Consider the following 16,649-nt stretch of genomic DNA (forward strand, 5'->3'; position numbering starts at 1 on the left):
TCGATATGTCTGAGGGCCGGGGCGGCCCGGCCGGTGACTGTCCCTGGCTCAGCTTTCGGAGAGCGCGACCTTCATGTCGGTGACCTGGTAGATCAGGTCGCCATCGGCCTCCACGATCCCGTCGGCGACGCCCATGGTGAGGCGGCGGCTTTGCACGGCCTTCTTGAAATCCACCTTGTAGGTCAGCATCTTGCGGTCCGGGCGCACCATGCCGGTGAGCTTGACCTCGCCCACGCCGAGCGCATAGCCGCGCCCCTGCCAGCCGCGCCAGCCGAGGTTGAAGCCGGTGAGCTGCCACAGCCCGTCGAGGCCGAGACAGCCGGGCATGATCGGATTGCCGGGGAAATGGCATTCGAAGAACCACAGGTCCGGCGTGATGTCGAATTCCGCAACGACATGCCCCTTGCCATGCGCCCCGCCGTCGGCGGAGATGTCGGTGATGCGATCCATCATCAGCATCGGCGGGGCCGGAAGCTGGGCGTTGCCCGGACCGAACAGCTCTCCTGCGGCGCATTTCAGCAGGTCTTCCTTGGTGAAACTCGTCGGGTAATCGGCCATATAAGGCTCGTGCCTCCCAGAAATTCTTGTAAGTCGTCCCCCTCTATCATCCGCGCCGACCCGCGTGCAAGGCGCAAGACGCCCGGCCCGGCGCGGCGGCGCCGCAGGAAAACAAGGGTTTTGCGATTGAAATTCGGGTTGGGCTGCGCTTATAGTATGTTCCAGACTCCAGGGAGACGAACGCGAACAGGCGCCATGACCCAGATCGACGAGACCATGACCCGCCGCGGTGAAACGTGGCTTTCCGGCGCGAATGTGCGTCCGACGCGGCAACGCGTCGCGCTCGCGAGCCTGCTGATCGGCGACGGCCACGACCGGCACGTCACGGCCGAAAGCCTTTTCGCCGCCGCCCGCGATGCCGGGGAGAAAGTGTCGCTCGCGACCGTCTACAACACGCTGCGCGCCTTTTGCGAGGCGGGGCTGATGCAGGAGGTGACGGTCGACGGCTCGCGCTCCTATTTCGACACGAACATGGACGAGCACCCGCATTTCTTCTGGGAAGACAATGGCGAGTTGACCGATGCGCCGGCGCGCGAGCTGAAGATCGAGCGGCTTCCCTCCGCGCCCGACGGGATGGAAATCGCCTCCGTCGATGTGGTGATCCGGCTTCGCCCGAAAGCGCAGTGACCGCATCGCGCCCGTGACCGCGGCCCTGCCGGATGGCGGGGCTTTTTTCTTCCGGAACTTGGCAGGGGGCCGAATGTCGCTTTTCGCCGATGAGGCCGGTCTGCACCGCTGTGGCTGGTGCGCCTCCGATCCCGAATATATCCGCTATCACGACGAGGAATGGGGCTATCCGGTCGCCGACGACCGGCGCCTGTTCGAGAAGATCTGTCTCGAAGGGTTCCAGTCGGGCCTGTCCTGGTGGACCATCCTGCGCAAGCGGGAGAATTTCCGCGTCGCCTTCGCCGGGTTCGACTTTCACGAGGTCGCGCGGTTCGGGGAGGGGGATGTCGCGCGGCTCCTTGCCGATGCGGGCATCGTGCGCCATCGCGGCAAGATCGCCGCGACGATCAACAACGCCGCCCGCGCCATCGAGACGGAGCGTGAATTCGGGTCGCTCGCGGCCTATTTCTGGTCCTTCGAACCCGAGGCGGACGAGAAGGGCGGGGCGGAGATCGTCGCCACCACGCCGACCGCCATCCGCCTGTCGAAGGATCTCAAGCGGCGCGGCTGGGCCTTTGTCGGGCCGACGACCTGTTATGCCTTCATGCAGGCGATGGGGCTGGTGAACGACCATTTCGCCGGCTGCGCCCATCGGGCGAAGGCCGAGGAGGCCCGGCGGAGTTTCACCGTGCCGCGGCGCTGACGGGAACGCTGCCGCGGGTTTCGCGTTCCTTCTTCAACCCGAAAAGGAGAGCGAAATGTCCACGCTTCTGACGCTTGAGAAGAACGAACCCGTCACCCATGACACGCGACACCTGGTGTTCACGAAACCGGAGGATTTCAACTTCACGCCCGGCGAGGCGGTCAAGATGAAGATCCTGCGCGAGGGCCTGCGCGACGAGGAACGGCCGTTCTCGCCGGTGAGCGATCCGGAGGGCGACACGATCGAGTTCATCATCAAGTCCTATCCGGACCATAATGGCGTGACGAAGGAGATCCCCACCCTGCGCAAGGGCGAGATGGTGGAGGTCTCCGATCCTCACGGGGCGATCCACGACAAGGGGCCGGGCGTCTTCATCGCCGGCGGCGCCGGGATCACGCCCTTTCTGGGCATTCTGCGCGAGCGGCTGCGACAGAACGGATCGCTGTCCGATTGCACGCTGATCTTCTCCAACAAGACGGAGAGGGACATCATCTGCCGCGAGGAATTCGAGAATGCGCCCGGCCTGCGCACGGTCTTCACCGTCACCGAGGAGCCGGATGGTGAGCATGTGGCGCATCGGCCCGTCGACCGCGATTTCCTCGCCGATCACATCGACCCGACGGGCAAGCATTTCTACGTCTGCGGTCCGAAGCCGATGATCTCGGACGTGGTCGATGACCTGAAGTCGCTGGGCGTGCCCGAGGCGCGGATCGTGATCGAGGATCTGGACTGAGGCGGGCCTCGGTCTCGCGTGCTGCGCGCTCGCCCCGTGGCTCAGCGCGAAGCGCGCCGCTCCCGGCGGGGCACATGGGCGGCGAGGCCCCTCAGCCAGTGCCGCGCCTCCGCGATCTCCGCCCGCTCCAGCGCCCCGGCATCGTTCTGCGCGCGTTCGAGCCGCGACAGCCAGGCGCGCCGCTCCCCCTCCTGCGCCGCGGGAAGCGGCAGGGTGGCGGCGGCGACGAGCATCTGGCGCAACTCCTGGATGTCCCGCATCCGGCGAAAGGCCCGCATCATCGGACGGGTGAGCGCAGGATCGTCGCGCCATGTGCCGGCGAAGAGCGCCGTCACCCGCTGCCCGGCGCCGAGACAGTCGAAGCGCACGCAGCCATGATAGCCGGCCTCCGCGAGCCCCGCGTGGATCGAGCAGGAAAACCCCTCGAGATGGCGGCAGGGGTAGCCCGCGGGCTTGTCATGGCCGAAATCCTCGCCCGCGTCGAAGGCGAGTGCCATGCAGCAGAGTGCCGCGCAGCGGGAACAATCGGCGGAGAAGTCATCGGCGGACATGCGGGCATTTGACGCCGATGCGCGGCGGATTCAACGAAAAAAGCGGCCCGCCGTTCCGCGCGCCGCTTTCCGTCCTCCGCAGGGGCGGACCGGCTCAGGCGGCCGGAAGGATCTCCACCACTTCGATCGCGAAGGTGAGGTCCTCCCCCGCGAGGCGGTGATTGGCGTCGAGCGTGACGGCCTCGTCGGTGACGTTCACGACCGTGACGGGAATCACCTGGCCCTGCGGGCTCTGCATCTGGAGCTGGAGGCCGACCTCGAGCGGGATCTCCGGCGGGATCTGTTCGCGCGGCACCGCCTGCTGGGCGTCGGGCTGGCGCTGGCCGTAGGCTTCGTCCGCGACCGCGACCACGGTCTTCTTCTCGCCGAGGCTCATGCCCGGCAAGTGCTTGTCGAGGCCCGGAATGATCTGACCCGCACCGACGGTGAACTCGAGCGGCTCGCGGCCCTCCGAACTGTCGAAGACGGTCCCGTCCTGCAACGTGCCGATGTAGTGGATACGGACTTTGTCGCCCGATTTGACTTCGGTCATAAGCAATCCTTCATGTCGCTGGTGAATTTCGAGGCTGCGCCGGTTTCCGGGGCGCAGGTTCTCGTCGAATTGCCCGAAAGGATAAGGGGCCTGTCCCAGATGTAAAGGGCAGAGGCCGAAACAAGGGAAAAAGGCCGTATTTCGCGCGCTCGCCGGGTCAGAACCACTGGCCCGGTTCCATCAGCCCGAGATCGAGGAGCTGCTGGCTGTGCCATTCGAATTCGGTGGAATTGTGCCAGCGGAAGCTGTGGATGTCATAGGTCGAGCCCGCATTGGCCTTGAGCGCCTTCGCGGTGCGGAAGGACACGATCGCCGCGGTGAGGTTGTGGTGCCACGGGCAGGCATAGGTATTGTATTCCTCATCGTCGAAGAGGTGCTCCTCGGAGAGGTGCAGGCCCTTCTTCGCGCGGAACAGGGCGATCCGGTCGATCCGGCGCCGGTGCGGCGGCATGTGTTCCTCGAACCGCCACCTGAGCCCGCCGAAGAAATCGAGCTGCCGCTCCTTCGCGCCGCCCTGCGCGTCCTTGCGCCCGAGCGCGTAATAGCCCGACTTGTCGAGGCACGCATCCTCGAGCGAGACCGCGTCGGGATGCGCGTCGAGATCCGCGGCGTAGAGATCGACCACATAGGCCAGCATCGCGTCCCGCCGTTCTTCGGTGTGGAAGGTCAGCATGTCGGTGATCGTGCGCGTCTCGCAGAACGGAAAGAACAGGTATTCCGCGTTGTAGCAGTAATACAGCCAGATGCCCGGCGCGGCCGCGATCACCTGGTTTACGGCGCGGCTCAGCATGCCGGGCGCGCGGGTGGCGTAGCGGATGCGGTGGATCTGCCGCTCGAGCGGTTCGGGCAGGACCAGCTCTTCGGGGGCGAAGAGCAGCAGGCTCCTGAACCCGAGCGAGAGGTGGTGGCGCAACGTCGTGTCGACCTCGGTCAGATCCTCGGCAAAGACCATCGCGACGGGACCCTTGGCGAGGGCGTCCCGGCCGTCCTTGAGAAAACTGTCGAGGCTGTCGTGGCGCATGATCGTTCCTGAGCGGGGCGAGCGTCGCCTCCGCGGGTCAAAAAGCCATGAAGCAGAGAGGATTGCAAGGCGGCAGGCGGGCGCGCAGGGCGTCCCGCGGCTCCGGGCGGCGGCCGGGCGCGGGAAGGGGGCGGCGCAAAACCCGTTTGATCCGCAGGGCGGCTTGCGCTAGAGAGACGCCTTGATTTCCCCCAGAGTGCAGGCCGGAACCATGTCCGAGACCAAGACCGACACCAAGAAGCTCTATATCAAGACCTATGGCTGTCAGATGAACGTCTATGACAGCGAGCGCATGGCCGAGGCTCTGGGCGGATCGGGCTATACCGAGGTCTCCTCGCCGGAAGAGGCGGACATGATCCTTCTGAACACCTGCCACATTCGCGAGAAGGCGGCGGAAAAGGTCTATTCCGAACTCGGGCGCTACAAGGATCTGAAGGATGCGAAGCCCGGCCTCAAGATCGGGGTCGCGGGCTGCGTCGCGCAGGCCGAGGGCGAGGAGATCATGCGCCGTCAGCCGATGGTGGACCTTGTCGTGGGGCCGCAGTCCTATCACAAGCTGCCGCAGCTCGAGGCCAAGGCAGGGCTGGGGGTGAAGGCGCTCGACACGGATTTCCCGGAGGAAGACAAGTTCGAGCATCTGAAATCCCGCCCGAAGGCGCGGCGTGCGCCGGCGGCGTTTCTCACCGTCCAGGAGGGCTGCGACAAGTTCTGCGCCTTCTGCGTCGTGCCCTATACGCGCGGTGCCGAGGTGTCGCGCCCCGTCACGCGGGTGCTGTCGGAGGCGCGCGACCTCGTGGAGCGCGGGGTGCGGGAGATCACGCTTCTGGGCCAGAACGTCAACGCCTATCACGGCGCGGCGGAGGGGGGCACCTGGGGGCTTGCGCGGCTCATCCGTGCCCTGGCCGAGGTGGAGGGGCTCGAGCGCATCCGCTTCACCACGTCGCATCCGAACGACATGGAGGACGACCTGATCGCCGCGCATGGCGATTGCGGGAAGCTCATGCCCTATCTTCATCTGCCGGTGCAGTCAGGCTCCGACCGGATCCTCAAGGCGATGAACCGCAAGCACAGGGCGGAGGACTATCTCCGCCTCATCGGCCGCATTCGCGCGGCCCGTCCCGACATCGCGCTTTCCGGCGATTTCATCGTCGGCTTTCCGGGGGAGAGCGATCAGGATTTCGAGGACACGATGGCACTTGTGCGGGAGGTCGGTTACGCCTCCGCCTTCTCCTTCAAATATTCCCCGCGTCCCGGCACGCCAGCGGCGGAGAAGGGCGACAGGATGGTCGATCCGGAGGTCGCCTCCGAGCGGCTCCACCGCCTTCAGGCGCTCATCACGGAGCAGCAGCGTGCCTTCCAGGACGCGATGGTCGGCCGTGAGGTCTCCGTCCTGTTCGAGAAGCCGGGGCGGATGCCCGGCCAGATGGTCGGCAAGTCGGACTACCTCCATGCCGTCCATGTCACCGGTGCGGAGGTCGCCGTGGGCGATATCCGCCGGGTCAGAATCATCGGGAGCGGGCCGAATTCCCTCGGCGGTGAAATCGTCGGCTGACGCCGCCGGTGCCCTTCCGGCGCCCCTGCATGTGCCGGATCGCGGGACAATCGGGCGGCGCGGCGCGCATCGTTTCCTGAACAACCCCAATATCTTGGAATTTTTCTTTTCTCCGCCCCGGAGTTTGCTATCTTGTGCCAGATTTCTGGTGAGCAGGACACGACGGTGCTGTGCCGTCGCTGCGGCGCATGTGGGGTGCGACCCGAAAGCGCGAGCATGGGGGACGAAAGGTGACCACAGGATTCCTGGCAAAGGGGCGGGCGGTACTGACCGCATTTTCGGTGGCGGCACTGGCCGCCGGTACGGGGGCGGCGACGGCGCAGATGGTGCCGGGCACGGTGAACGGCGAGGTCTACACGCCGACGATCTGGATCGACCCGGACGGCTGCGAGCACTGGGTGATGGATGACGGCGCCGAGGGCTACATGGATCTCAAGCGCGACCGCCAGGGCAATCCGACCTGCCATCCGGTGAAGACCTGCGCGGTGATGAATTCCGACCAGCTCTTCGCGACCGACAGTTCCCGGATCTCCGCCGCGGGGCGTCAGCGCCTGGGCGATTTCTTCCGCCAGGCGGGCGCGATGGCCTATATCATCGTCGGCCATACCGACAGCCGCGCCTCCGACGAATACAACATGCGCCTGAGCTACAACCGGGCGAATGCGGTGGCGAAGATCGCGCAATCGGCCGGGGCGCGCATCGCGGATGTGCGCGGCTATGGCGAACGGATGCCGAAGGCGTCGAATGCGACCGCCGCCGGCATGGCCCAGAACCGCCGCGTCGAAATCATCTGCATCAAGTGAGGAGAGAGAGATGAAGATTTTCAGGGGCATTGCTCTTCTCGCGCTGGCCGCCTCCGTGTCCGCCTGTGCGGACAGCGAGATCTACGAGGCGCACAAGACCGACAAGACCGTGGACCGCGGCTTCGACAGCAAGCACCTGTCGCAGCTACAGGCCGGGATCTGGATCGACCCCAACGGCTGCGATCACTGGATCATCGACGACGGTGTCGAGGGCTATCTCTCCGCCCGCGTCGACAAGTACGGCAAGCCGGTCTGCTCCGGCGCCGGCCCGGCGAACACCGCCATCGGCCCCTACAAGGCCGGCTCGCGCGTGTCCGATCCGATCTGATCCACACCGGCGCCGCGCGCCTCTCCACGGCCGTCCGTGCGGGCGGCCGTTTTCGTTTCCCGCCTGTTTTTTGGGCGCCCGGCGGAGGCCAGCCGCCGGCCTGTCTCCGCGTGCGTGAAGATTTTGTGTCCCCGCTTGCTTGAAGCGCAATCCGTTGGCACCATCATATGAAGGAGACATCTAGAGTCGGAGACAACTGTTTGGGCCTGAGCGCGTTGACCCCCCCGAAATCACAGGACGCAGTCCACGAAACGCTTCTGGAATTCCACGACAACAGGTTGCTGATAGACCTGTGCGGCGAATTCGACCGGAACCTCGCTCAGATCGAACACAAGCTCGACGTCCAGATCGTCCGGCGCGGCAACATGCTCTCCGTCATGGGCACGGGAAGCGCGCGCGGACGCGCCTCTGCGGTGCTCCAGGACCTCTATGCAAAGCTCGAGGCCGGGCGGGAGATCGACCCCGGCGACATCGACGGGATGATCCGCATGGGCGAGGGGGAGACGGAAAAGGGGCTTCCGGGCGACCAGATGGAAATGTTCCGCGGCGGCGATGTGGAGATCAAGACCCGCAAGAAGCTCGTCGAGCCGCGCACCGCCGCGCAGAAGGACTATGTCGCCAACCTGTTCCGGCATGAACTCGCCTTCGGCATCGGGCCGGCGGGGACGGGCAAGACCTATCTCGCCGTGGCGGTGGGCGTGAACATGCTGATCAACGGCCATGTCGATCGCATCATCCTGTCGCGCCCGGCGGTGGAGGCGGGCGAGCGGCTCGGCTTCCTGCCGGGCGACATGGGGGAGAAGGTCGATCCCTACATGCAGCCGCTCTACGACGCGCTCAACGATTTCCTGCCGTCCAAGCAGGTGCAGAAGATGCGCGAGGAAAAGACCATCGAGATCGCGCCGCTCGCCTTCATGCGCGGGCGCACGCTGAGCCGGGCCTTCGTGGTGCTCGACGAGGCCCAGAACGCGACCACGATGCAGATGAAGATGTTCCTGACGCGCCTGGGCGAGGGCTCGCGCATGGTCGTCACCGGCGACCGCAGCCAGGTGGACCTGCCGCGCGGGGTGCAGTCGGGGCTGCGCGATGCCGAACGCATCCTTGCCGGGCTTCCGGACATCTCCTTCAACTACTTCACGGCGAAGGACGTGGTGCGCCACCCGCTTGTCGCCGCGATCATCGAGGCGTATGAGGCCGACGAGGCGCAGTGAGCGCCATCGGAGGACCGCTTGAGCATCGACGTGATCATCGAGGATCCGCGCTGGGAGGAGACCGGGCTCGGCGCGCTGGCGGAGGCGGCCGCGCAGGCCGTGCTGAGCCGGCTCGGGCTCGATCCCGAGATGTGCGAAGGCTCCGTCCTGGCCTGTGACGACGCCCGCATCCGGGCGCTGAACGCGGATTTCCGCTCACGGGACAGGGCGACCAACGTGCTGTCCTGGCCTGCCGCGGAGCGGGCCGCGCCGGGACGCCGCCCGCCGCTGCCGGAGCCGGAGTTCGACGGGACGATCGAACTCGGCGACATCGCCATCGCCTATGAAACCTGCCTGCGCGAGGCCGGGGAGCAGGAAAAGCCGGTTTCCGACCACGTCACCCATCTCCTCGTTCATGGTCTGTTACATTTGCTGGGGTACGATCACGTCACCGACGCCGATGCCGAGATTATGGAGGGTACGGAGACGGAGATACTTGCAAGCATGGGGGTTGCCGACCCATATTAGGCGAACGGCCGAACCGGGCCGGCACAATTCTGGAAAGGACGTATGGGCGACACAGAGCCTGGGTCTTCTACGGCAGCGCAGAGCGCGCCGATCGACCCGATGAGTATGACGCAGACCGCCACCGGCACGAGACCGGCCTCCCGCAAGGGGCGCAACTGGTTCGACCGCGTGGCGCAGGCGTTTTCCACGAAACCCGGACAGCAGGGCGCGGTGACGGAAGCGCCCGCGACCGTTCCCGCGCCGTCGGCGCGCCCCGGCATGATGAACCTGCGCAGGATGCGCGTCGACGACGTCGCCATTCCGAAGGCGGAGATCGTCGCGGTTCCCTCGGACATCCGCAAGGACGATCTGGTGCGCGTGTTCCGCGAGAGCGGCATGACGCGGCTTCCGGTCTACAAGGGCACGCTCGACACGCCCGTGGGCCTCGTCCACCTGAAGGATTTCGCCCTCAACTACGGGTTCAACGGCACGGGCGAGCGTTTCAACCTCAAGAAGATGCTGCGCCCGCTGATCTACGCGCCGCCGTCGATGCCGATCGGGGTGCTCCTTCAGAAGATGCAGTCGGACCGGATGCACATGGCGCTGGTGATCGACGAATATGGCGGCGTGGACGGCCTCGTGACGCTCGAGGACCTGGTCGAACAGGTGATCGGGGAGATCGAGGACGAACACGACATCGACGAGGGCGCATTCTGGACCCAGACCGCCCCCGGCGTCTATATCGCGCAGGCCAAGGCGCCGCTCGAGGAATTCGAGGCGGCGGTGGGCATGAAATTCACCGACGAGGAGGACGAGGAGGAGATCGACACGCTCGGCGGGCTGGTCGTCGTCCTCTGCGGACGGGTTCCGGCACGGGGGGAGGTGATCCCGCATCCCTCCGGTTCCGAATTCGAGATCGTCGATGCCGATCCGCGCAGGATCAAGCGGGTGCGCGTGCGCCTGCCCTCCGCCGTCAAGAAAAAGAACGAGGCCTGAGGCGTGCCGATCCGCGCACCGCGTCTGAAGGCGGCGTTCACGCGGGCGCGGCTGTCGGCCTTTGGGGCGGGTCTGCTCGTGGCGGCGGGGCAGGAGCCGCTCGGCCTCTGGCCGGTGGCGCTCGCCGGGCTCGTGCTCGTCGCGCTGTTCTGGCGGCGGACGGCGGGCGCGCGCGAGGCCGCCATCTGCGGCTGGGCGGCGGGGTTCGGCACCTTCCTCGGCTCGATGACCTGGCTGGTGAACCCCTTCCTCGTGGAGCCGTGGCGGCACGGGGCGCTGATCCCTTTCGCGCTCTTCTTCATGGCCGGCGGCCTCGCGCTGTTCTGGGCGCTGGGCTTCTTTCTCGCGAAGAGGCTCGGAACCGGGCTGCCGGGCCTCACGGCCTTCTGGGGCGCGGCGGAACTTCTGCGCGGGCATGTCTTCACCGGATTTCCCTGGGCGATGCCCGGCTATGTCTGGCTCGACACGCCCATTGCTCAACTCTCTGCCCTTGTCGGCCCCTACGGGCTGACTGCGCTCACCTTCGGCCTTGCGGCGCTGATCGCGGCGGCCTGGCAGGCGCGCTCCCTGCGCCTCGCGGCGCTGGCCCTCGTGCTCTTCGCCGGGGCGGGGGCGTTCGGCTGGATGCGCACCGCCGCGCCGCTGCCGCCCGACCGCGATGTGGTCGTGCGCGTCGTGCAGCCCTATGCACCGCAGCGCCTCAAATGGGATCCCGAGCATGTCTGGACCTTCTACGAACGTGCGCTGGATCTGAGCGATCCGCAGGGCGCGGATCTCGTGATCTGGCCGGAGACCTCGGTGGCGATGCCGCTCCATGCCGCGGGCCCCGAACTCGCCGAGATCGCCGCGCGGACCGCCCCCGCCCGCGCCATCGTCGGCCTCAACCGCATCGACGGCATGCGCGGCTACAATACGGCCGTCTTCCTCGACACTTCGGGGCGCCCGGTCGACAGCTACGACAAGCACCATCTCGTGCCCTTCGGGGAATACATGCCCCTGCCGGGGCTGATGGATCTGCTCGGGCTCAGGGCCTTCACCGCCAAGGAGGGCTATGGCTATTCGCCGGGGCCGGGGCCGCATCTGATGGAGACGGGGGCGGCGGGCCTTGCGCTGCCGCTCATCTGCTACGAGGCGATCTTTCCGCGCGATCTGCGCACGCAAACGCGGCCGGACTGGCTGCTCCAGATGACGAACGACGCCTGGTTCGGCACCTTCTCCGGGCCGCAGCAGTCGCTCGCGCAGTCGCGCTTTCGCACGATCGAGACGGGATTGCCGATGGTGCGTGCGGCGAACACGGGAATTTCCGGCGTGATAGATCCGCATGGCCACATGCGGGTAGCGATCCCGCTCGGTCAGCCGGGCGCGGTCAATGCCGCTCTGCCGGCGGCCCTGCCGAAGACCGTCTATGCCGCTCTGGGCGAGGGGCCGGCGATCGCGCTGCTGATCCTTCTGGCACTGACGGGCTTTGCATCCCTGCGCATAGGCCGCGGCGGAAAATCCGATTGACCCACAGATGCCGCAGTTATATCGCAGTTCCATCAAAGGCCCGCACAACGGCTTCCTGGCGTGCGGGAGAAACAATCCAATGGAGCAGTCCCCATGTCCCGCAAAGACTACGTATTCACTTCGGAATCCGTTTCCGAAGGGCATCCCGACAAGGTCTGTGACCGCATCTCGGATGCCGTTCTCGACGCGCTGATCGCGGAGGAGCCGGAGGCGCGCGTCGCCTGCGAGACCTTCGCCACCACCAACCGCGTCGTGATCGGCGGCGAGATCGGGCTGCGCGACCGGGACAAGCTGCACGGCTACATGGAGCATATCGACCGGATCGTGCGCGACTGCGTGCGCGACATCGGCTATGAGCAGGACAAGTTCCACTGGAGCACGCTCGAGGTGCAGAACTACCTCCACGAGCAATCCGCCCATATCGCCCAGGGCGTCGACGCCGCGGGGAACAAGGACGAGGGCGCGGGCGATCAGGGCATCATGTTCGGTTTCGCGACCAACGAGACCGACGCGCTGATGCCGGCGCCGATCCAGTTTTCCCACGCGATCCTGCGGCGGCTGGCGAAGGCGCGCAAGACGGGGGAGGAGCCGGTGCTCGGCCCCGATGCGAAGGCGCAGCTTTCCGTGCGCTACGCCGGTGGCAAGCCGGTGGAGATCGCCTCCCTCGTCCTGTCGACCCAGCACCTCGACGAAAGCCTCACCTCGGAGGACGTGCGCGCCATCGTCACGCCCTATATCGAGGAGGTGCTGCCCGAGGGCTGGCTGACCGCGAACACCGTCTGGCACGTCAATCCGACCGGCAAGTTCGTGATCGGCGGACCGGACGGGGATGCGGGGCTCACCGGGCGCAAGATCATCGTCGACACCTACGGCGGTGCGGCGCCGCACGGGGGCGGGGCCTTCTCCGGCAAGGATCCGACGAAGGTGGACCGCTCGGCGGCCTATGCCGCGCGCTACCTGGCGAAGAACGTGGTCGCGGCCGGGCTGGCCGACAAGGCGACGATCCAGCTTTCCTATGCCATCGGTGTGGCCGCTCCGCTGTCGATCTATGCCGACCTGCACGGCACGGGAAAGGTGGCGGAGGCGGAGATCGAGGCGGCGATCCCGAAGGTCATGGACCTCACCCCGCGCGGCATCCGCACCCATCTCGAGCTCAACAAGCCGATCTACCAGCGCACCGCGGCCTATGGCCATTTCGGGCGCGCCCCGGATGAGGACGGCGGCTTCTCCTGGGAGCGCACGGATCTGGCCGGAGCGCTGGCGAAGGCGCTCTGATGGACCCGCGCGTCGTCACCGGCACGATCACCGCGCTCGAGGTGGAGGCGATCGTGAATGCCGCGAATGCCTCGCTGCTCGGCGGGGGCGGGGTCGACGGCGCGATCCACCGGGCGGCGGGGCCGGGGCTGCTCGAGGAATGCCGCCGGCTCGGCGGCTGTCCGACGGGCGAGGCGCGGCTCACCGGCGGGCATGCGCTCCCTGCGGAATACGTGATCCACACAGTCGGGCCGGTCTGGCGCGGCGGCGGACAGGGGGAGGACGACCTGCTCGCCTCCTGCTATCGCGAAAGCCTCGGGCTCGTCCGCGCCCATGCGATCCGCTCCGTCGCCTTCCCGGCGATCTCCACAGGGATCTACGGGTTTCCGCGGGAGCGCGCCGCGCGCATCGCCATCGGCACGATCCGGAGGGAGAGCGCGGGCTGGCAGGATGTCGACATCCTGCTCTGCGCCTTTTCCGGCGAGGATGCCGCGCTGTTCGAGACTGTTCTGGCGGAGGAGATCTGACATGCCGAAAACCGATACCTCCGGGCTGACGCAACTGGGCGGCGCCGCCGCGCTCCCGGCCTCTCCCGAGGAGGCGGTGCTCGAGCGCGTGCCGCACAGCCACGAGGGCGAACGCTATGTCGCGCGCTTCACCGCGCCCGAGTTCACCTCCCTCTGCCCGATGACCGGCCAGCCGGATTTCGGCCATCTGATGATCGACTACATCCCGCGCAAATGGCTGGTGGAGAGCAAGTCGCTCAAGCTCTTCCTCGGCTCCTTCCGCAACCACGGGGCGTTCCACGAGGATTGCTCGGTCTATATCGGCAAGCGCCTCGCCGAGCTTCTGGAGCCCGAATGGCTGCGCATCGGCGCCTACTGGTATCCGCGCGGCGGCATCCCGATCGACGTCTTCTGGGCGACGGGACCGGAGCCGACGGATCTCTGGATCCCGGACCAGGGCGTGCCGCCCTATCGCGGCCGGGGCTGAGGGGCGCGCGGCGCCGCCCTTGCGGAATTGCAGGGCGGACAGGCGATCTTGCCCGTTGATCCTGCAAAAATCCATCGTAATCTCGCCCCTGAGCGAGAGGAAGGGCCGCCCATGTCAGACACGTTGAGAGATCCGGTCGTCATGCTGCTGGCGGGGATCGGCATTCCCGTCTTTGCCGCGCTCAACGCCCAGCTCGGGGCGCGGATCGGGTCGCCGGCGCTCGCGGGCATGGTCTTTACCCTCGTGGCCTTCGCGACGATCTGTCTCTACCGCCTCGCCGTCGCGCCGGGGACCGGTCTCGCGGCACTCGGGGGCCATCCTGCCCACCTTTATTTCGCCGGTGTGCTCTTTGCCTTCTACATCCTGTCGATCACGACCATCGCGCCGCGGTTCGGGGTCGGCAACGCGGTCTTCTTCGTCCTGCTCGGCCAGATCCTCTCTGCGGGCCTGATCGACCAGTTCGGCCTGTTCGGCGCGGTGCGTGTGCCGATTTCCGCGCTCCGGGGCCTCGGGATGGCGATGATGGCGGGCGGGCTCTACCTGATCCAGCGCGGCTGAACCTTGCCCCGCGGGCGAATCCTTGGCAAAAGCCCCGCCGAACGAAGCTGGGCTTTCCGATGTCTGACGAGACCAAACACAAATCCGGCGCGCCGTGGAGGAATTTCTACGGGCGCATCCACGGCAAGACGCTGAACAAGGCGCAGGTCGACTATCTCGAGGAGGATCTGCCGCGGCTGGCGCCGGGGCGGGTCTCCTGGGAGGAAAACCCGGAGCGGGAGAAGATCGACCTCGCCGCCCGGTTCGGCGGCCGGCCCGTCTGGGTCGAGATCGGCTTCGGCGGCGGCGAGCATCTCGTCCACATGGCGCAGACCTATCCTGACGTGGCGATCATCGGCTGCGAACCCTTCGTGAACGGCGTCGCCATGTGCCTCGGGCGGATGCGGCGCGAAGGCCCGTTCGACACGATCGCGATCCACGCCGGCGACGCGCGCGACCTGTTCGACGTGCTGCCCGACGGATCGGTGGAGAAGGCCTTTCTCAACTATCCCGATCCCTGGCCGAAGAAGCGGCATCACCGCCGCCGCTTCGTGACGGCGGAGCATCTCGCGCCGCTTCACCGGGTCCTGCGCGCGGGTGCGGAGTTTCGCGTCGCCACGGACATTCCCGATTACGTGCGTCAGACGATGGAGGAGGTGCCGAAGGCCGGGTTCGACTGGCTGGCGGAGGGGCCGGAGGACTGGCGCCGCCCGTGGTCCGACTGGATCTCCACCCGCTATGAGCAGAAGGCGATCCGCGAGGGCCGCACCCCCCATTACATGACCTTCCGCAAGTCCTGAGCGCGCCGCCGTCTCGGCCTGCGCGTCAGGGAAAACATGCGGATAGACCGTCCGGCCGGCTTGCGCTATCAGGACCGCAAGAAACCCGAGGAGAGAGCATGTCCAGCCAAGCCACCCCGATCCCGATGTCCGCCCGCAGGCGCGGGCCGCTCAAAGGCACAGCGGCGGTGCCCGGCGACAAGTCGATTTCCCACCGCGCGCTGATCTTCGGCGCGATGGCCGTGGGGGAGACGAAGATCACCGGCCTTCTGGAGGGGGAGGACGTCCTCGACACGGCGCGGGCGATGCAGGCGCTCGGCGCCTCGGTCACGCGCGAGGGGGCGGGCGAGTGGACGGTCCACGGTGTCGGCGTCGGCGGCTTTTCCGAACCGGAGACCGTCATCGACTGCGGCAATTCCGGCACCGGCGTGCGCCTCATCATGGGCGCGGTGGCGACGCATGACTTCTGTACGACCTTCACCGGGGACGGCTCGCTGCGAAAGCGCCCGATGGCGCGGGTGACCGATCCGCTGGCGCTCTTCGGCGCGCGCGCGGTGGGGCGTTCGGGCGGGCGGCTGCCGCTCACGCTCGTGGGGGCGGCCGATCCGGTGCCGGTGGACTACATGACGCCTGTGCCTTCGGCGCAGGTCAAGTCGGCGGTGCTGCTCGCCGGGCTGAACGCGCCGGGCAGGACCGTGGTGACCGAACGGGAGCCGACCCGCGATCACACCGAACGGATGCTCACGGGCTTCGGCGCCGAGGTGGTGACGGAGACGACGCCCGAAGGGTTCCACAGGATCACGCTCATCGGCCGGCCCGAACTCGTGCCGCAGGAGGTCGCCGTGCCGCGCGACCCTTCCTCCGCGGCCTTCCCGGTCGCCGCGGCGCTGATCGTCGGGGGCTCCGACATCCTCGTGCCGGGCGTCAGCCAGAACCCGACGCGCAACGGGCTTTACACCACGCTCGTGGAGATGGGGGCCGACATCGCCTTCGAGAACCCGCGCGAGGAGGGGGGCGAACCGGTCGCGGACCTGCGGGTGCGGGCCTCGGCGCTCAGGGGGATCGAGGTGCCGCCGGACCGCGCCGCCTCGATGATCGACGAATACCCGATCCTGTCGGTCATCGCGGCCTGTGCCGAGGGCACGACGGTCATGCGCGGCGTGAAGGAATTGCGGGTCAAGGAGAGCGACCGGATCGACGCGATGGCGCGCGGGCTCGAGGCGTGCGGCGTTGCCGTCGAGGAGGAGGAGGACACGCTCGTCGTCCATGGCTGCGGCCCGGACGGGGTGAAGGGCGGGGCGGTCTGCGCCACCCGTCTCGACCACCGCATCGCCATGTCCTTCCTCGTGCTCGGCATGGCGGCGCGGGAGCAGGTCTCCGTCGATGACGGCGGGCCGATCGCGACCTCCTTTCCCACCTTCGAGAAGCTCATGACCGGCCTCGGCGCCGATGTCTCCCGCGACAACTGAGCGCTTGACCTCGGCTGCGCGAGGAGGCAGC

At 67.2% G+C, this 16,649-nt stretch carries 20 protein-coding genes and 1 riboswitch; of the genes, 16 read left to right on the plus strand and 4 right to left on the minus strand.

Annotated elements, in window-relative coordinates; all coding sequences use genetic code 11:
• Positions 1-48: 48 nt before the first annotated feature.
• Positions 49-558, minus strand: a complete 510-nt coding sequence (gene fabA / locus P73_RS06630) for a bifunctional 3-hydroxydecanoyl-ACP dehydratase/trans-2-decenoyl-ACP isomerase (RefSeq protein ID WP_043868985.1) — start codon at positions 556-558, stop codon at positions 49-51.
• Between the two features lie 195 nt (positions 559-753).
• On the opposite strand from fabA, the gene irrA reads away from it, so the two are divergent.
• The 3 genes from irrA (at position 754) to P73_RS06645 (ending at position 2,600) form a co-directional block, all read left to right on the plus strand.
• A complete protein-coding gene (gene irrA / locus P73_RS06635; protein WP_082033137.1) occupies positions 754-1,185 on the plus strand; it encodes an iron response transcriptional regulator IrrA in 432 nt (143 codons plus the stop codon).
• A gap of 73 nt (positions 1,186-1,258) precedes the next feature.
• Complete coding sequence (locus tag P73_RS06640) at positions 1,259-1,867, plus strand: DNA-3-methyladenine glycosylase I (protein WP_043868986.1); 609 nt, start codon at positions 1,259-1,261, stop codon at positions 1,865-1,867.
• A gap of 55 nt (positions 1,868-1,922) precedes the next feature.
• The gene (locus P73_RS06645) at positions 1,923-2,600 is read left to right on the plus strand and encodes an FAD-binding oxidoreductase (protein WP_043868987.1); all 678 of its coding nucleotides are present in this window, start codon (positions 1,923-1,925) and stop codon (positions 2,598-2,600) included.
• 41 nt (positions 2,601-2,641) lie between these two features.
• On the opposite strand, the gene P73_RS06650 is transcribed toward P73_RS06645, so the two are convergent.
• From P73_RS06650 to P73_RS06660, 3 genes are all read right to left on the minus strand, one after another.
• Entirely contained in the window at positions 2,642-3,151 is a 510-nt protein-coding gene (locus P73_RS06650; RefSeq protein WP_043868988.1) for a hypothetical protein, read from the minus strand.
• A 94-nt stretch (positions 3,152-3,245) separates the two neighbouring features.
• On the minus strand, positions 3,246-3,683 hold the full coding sequence (locus tag P73_RS06655; RefSeq protein ID WP_043868989.1) for an FKBP-type peptidyl-prolyl cis-trans isomerase: 438 nt from the start codon (positions 3,681-3,683) through the stop codon (positions 3,246-3,248).
• Positions 3,684-3,840: 157 nt separating this feature from the next.
• The gene (locus P73_RS06660) at positions 3,841-4,704 is read right to left on the minus strand and encodes a hypothetical protein (RefSeq protein ID WP_043868990.1); all 864 of its coding nucleotides are present in this window, start codon (positions 4,702-4,704) and stop codon (positions 3,841-3,843) included.
• Positions 4,705-4,915: 211 nt separating this feature from the next.
• Here P73_RS06660 and miaB point away from each other — a divergent pair, with 211 nt between their 5' ends.
• From miaB to aroA, 13 genes are all read left to right on the plus strand, one after another.
• Positions 4,916-6,256, plus strand: a complete 1,341-nt coding sequence (gene miaB / locus P73_RS06665; RefSeq protein WP_043868991.1) for a tRNA (N6-isopentenyl adenosine(37)-C2)-methylthiotransferase MiaB — start codon at positions 4,916-4,918, stop codon at positions 6,254-6,256.
• Positions 6,257-6,486: 230 nt separating this feature from the next.
• Positions 6,487-7,059 carry an OmpA family protein gene (locus P73_RS06670; RefSeq protein ID WP_043871456.1) on the plus strand — a complete coding sequence of 191 codons (573 nt, stop codon included), beginning with the start codon at positions 6,487-6,489 and terminating at the stop codon, positions 7,057-7,059.
• Between the two features lie 10 nt (positions 7,060-7,069).
• On the plus strand, positions 7,070-7,387 hold the full coding sequence (locus P73_RS06675; protein WP_043868992.1) for a hypothetical protein: 318 nt from the start codon (positions 7,070-7,072) through the stop codon (positions 7,385-7,387).
• 167 nt (positions 7,388-7,554) lie between these two features.
• Positions 7,555-8,598, plus strand: coding sequence for a PhoH family protein (locus P73_RS06680; RefSeq protein ID WP_139267192.1), 1,044 nt, complete (start codon positions 7,555-7,557; stop codon positions 8,596-8,598).
• An 18-nt stretch (positions 8,599-8,616) separates the two neighbouring features.
• Positions 8,617-9,105, plus strand: coding sequence for an rRNA maturation RNase YbeY (gene ybeY, locus P73_RS06685; RefSeq protein ID WP_043868994.1), 489 nt, complete (start codon positions 8,617-8,619; stop codon positions 9,103-9,105).
• A gap of 42 nt (positions 9,106-9,147) precedes the next feature.
• Positions 9,148-10,080 (plus strand): transporter associated domain-containing protein, encoded by a 933-nt coding sequence (locus P73_RS06690; RefSeq protein ID WP_043868995.1) that lies wholly within the window; start codon positions 9,148-9,150, stop codon positions 10,078-10,080.
• Between the two features lie 3 nt (positions 10,081-10,083).
• Positions 10,084-11,586, plus strand: coding sequence for an apolipoprotein N-acyltransferase (gene lnt / locus P73_RS06695; protein WP_052453079.1), 1,503 nt, complete (start codon positions 10,084-10,086; stop codon positions 11,584-11,586).
• A 36-nt stretch (positions 11,587-11,622) separates the two neighbouring features.
• A riboswitch (SAM-SAH riboswitch) is annotated at positions 11,623-11,673 on the plus strand.
• A gap of 6 nt (positions 11,674-11,679) precedes the next feature.
• Positions 11,680-12,861, plus strand: a complete 1,182-nt coding sequence (metK, locus tag P73_RS06700) for a methionine adenosyltransferase (RefSeq protein WP_043868996.1) — start codon at positions 11,680-11,682, stop codon at positions 12,859-12,861.
• Positions 12,861-13,367 carry an O-acetyl-ADP-ribose deacetylase gene (locus P73_RS06705; protein WP_043868997.1) on the plus strand — a complete coding sequence of 169 codons (507 nt, stop codon included), beginning with the start codon at positions 12,861-12,863 and terminating at the stop codon, positions 13,365-13,367. The genes metK and P73_RS06705 overlap by 1 nt, the downstream gene beginning before the upstream one ends.
• A gap of 1 nt (position 13,368) precedes the next feature.
• Positions 13,369-13,833: a preQ(1) synthase gene (gene queF, locus P73_RS06710; RefSeq protein ID WP_043868998.1), complete on the plus strand. Its 465-nt coding sequence runs from the start codon at positions 13,369-13,371 to the stop codon at positions 13,831-13,833.
• A gap of 111 nt (positions 13,834-13,944) precedes the next feature.
• Positions 13,945-14,391, plus strand: a complete 447-nt coding sequence (locus P73_RS06715; protein WP_043868999.1) for a DMT family transporter — start codon at positions 13,945-13,947, stop codon at positions 14,389-14,391.
• Between the two features lie 59 nt (positions 14,392-14,450).
• Positions 14,451-15,170 carry a tRNA (guanine(46)-N(7))-methyltransferase TrmB gene (gene trmB, locus P73_RS06720; RefSeq protein ID WP_052453080.1) on the plus strand — a complete coding sequence of 240 codons (720 nt, stop codon included), beginning with the start codon at positions 14,451-14,453 and terminating at the stop codon, positions 15,168-15,170.
• A gap of 98 nt (positions 15,171-15,268) precedes the next feature.
• Positions 15,269-16,618, plus strand: a complete 1,350-nt coding sequence (gene aroA / locus P73_RS06725) for a 3-phosphoshikimate 1-carboxyvinyltransferase (protein WP_043869001.1) — start codon at positions 15,269-15,271, stop codon at positions 16,616-16,618.
• Positions 16,619-16,649 lie beyond the last annotated feature (31 nt).

The organism is Celeribacter indicus, assembly GCF_000819565.1.
Lineage (GTDB): Bacteria > Pseudomonadota > Alphaproteobacteria > Rhodobacterales > Rhodobacteraceae > Celeribacter > Celeribacter indicus.

Excerpts from the sequence above, each read along its gene's own strand:
- P73_RS06660 (WP_043868990.1), bottom strand. The coding sequence starts at position 4,704 with ATGCGCCACGACAGCCTCGACAGTTTTCTCAAGGACGGCCGGGACGCC.
- P73_RS06655 (WP_043868989.1), bottom strand. The coding sequence starts at position 3,683 with ATGACCGAAGTCAAATCGGGCGACAAAGTCCGTATCCACTACATCGGC.
- P73_RS06715 (WP_043868999.1), top strand. The coding sequence starts at position 13,945 with ATGTCAGACACGTTGAGAGATCCGGTCGTCATGCTGCTGGCGGGGATC.
- fabA (WP_043868985.1), bottom strand. The coding sequence starts at position 558 with ATGGCCGATTACCCGACGAGTTTCACCAAGGAAGACCTGCTGAAATGC.
- metK (WP_043868996.1), top strand. The coding sequence starts at position 11,680 with ATGTCCCGCAAAGACTACGTATTCACTTCGGAATCCGTTTCCGAAGGG.
- irrA (WP_082033137.1), top strand. The coding sequence starts at position 754 with ATGACCCAGATCGACGAGACCATGACCCGCCGCGGTGAAACGTGGCTT.
- P73_RS06645 (WP_043868987.1), top strand. The coding sequence starts at position 1,923 with ATGTCCACGCTTCTGACGCTTGAGAAGAACGAACCCGTCACCCATGAC.
- P73_RS06650 (WP_043868988.1), bottom strand. The coding sequence starts at position 3,151 with ATGTCCGCCGATGACTTCTCCGCCGATTGTTCCCGCTGCGCGGCACTC.
- aroA (WP_043869001.1), top strand. The coding sequence starts at position 15,269 with ATGTCCAGCCAAGCCACCCCGATCCCGATGTCCGCCCGCAGGCGCGGG.
- P73_RS06705 (WP_043868997.1), top strand. The coding sequence starts at position 12,861 with ATGGACCCGCGCGTCGTCACCGGCACGATCACCGCGCTCGAGGTGGAG.
- P73_RS06680 (WP_139267192.1), top strand. The coding sequence starts at position 7,555 with ATGAAGGAGACATCTAGAGTCGGAGACAACTGTTTGGGCCTGAGCGCG.
- P73_RS06640 (WP_043868986.1), top strand. The coding sequence starts at position 1,259 with ATGTCGCTTTTCGCCGATGAGGCCGGTCTGCACCGCTGTGGCTGGTGC.
- queF (WP_043868998.1), top strand. The coding sequence starts at position 13,369 with ATGCCGAAAACCGATACCTCCGGGCTGACGCAACTGGGCGGCGCCGCC.
- P73_RS06675 (WP_043868992.1), top strand. The coding sequence starts at position 7,070 with ATGAAGATTTTCAGGGGCATTGCTCTTCTCGCGCTGGCCGCCTCCGTG.
- P73_RS06690 (WP_043868995.1), top strand. The coding sequence starts at position 9,148 with ATGGGCGACACAGAGCCTGGGTCTTCTACGGCAGCGCAGAGCGCGCCG.
- miaB (WP_043868991.1), top strand. The coding sequence starts at position 4,916 with ATGTCCGAGACCAAGACCGACACCAAGAAGCTCTATATCAAGACCTAT.
- trmB (WP_052453080.1), top strand. The coding sequence starts at position 14,451 with ATGTCTGACGAGACCAAACACAAATCCGGCGCGCCGTGGAGGAATTTC.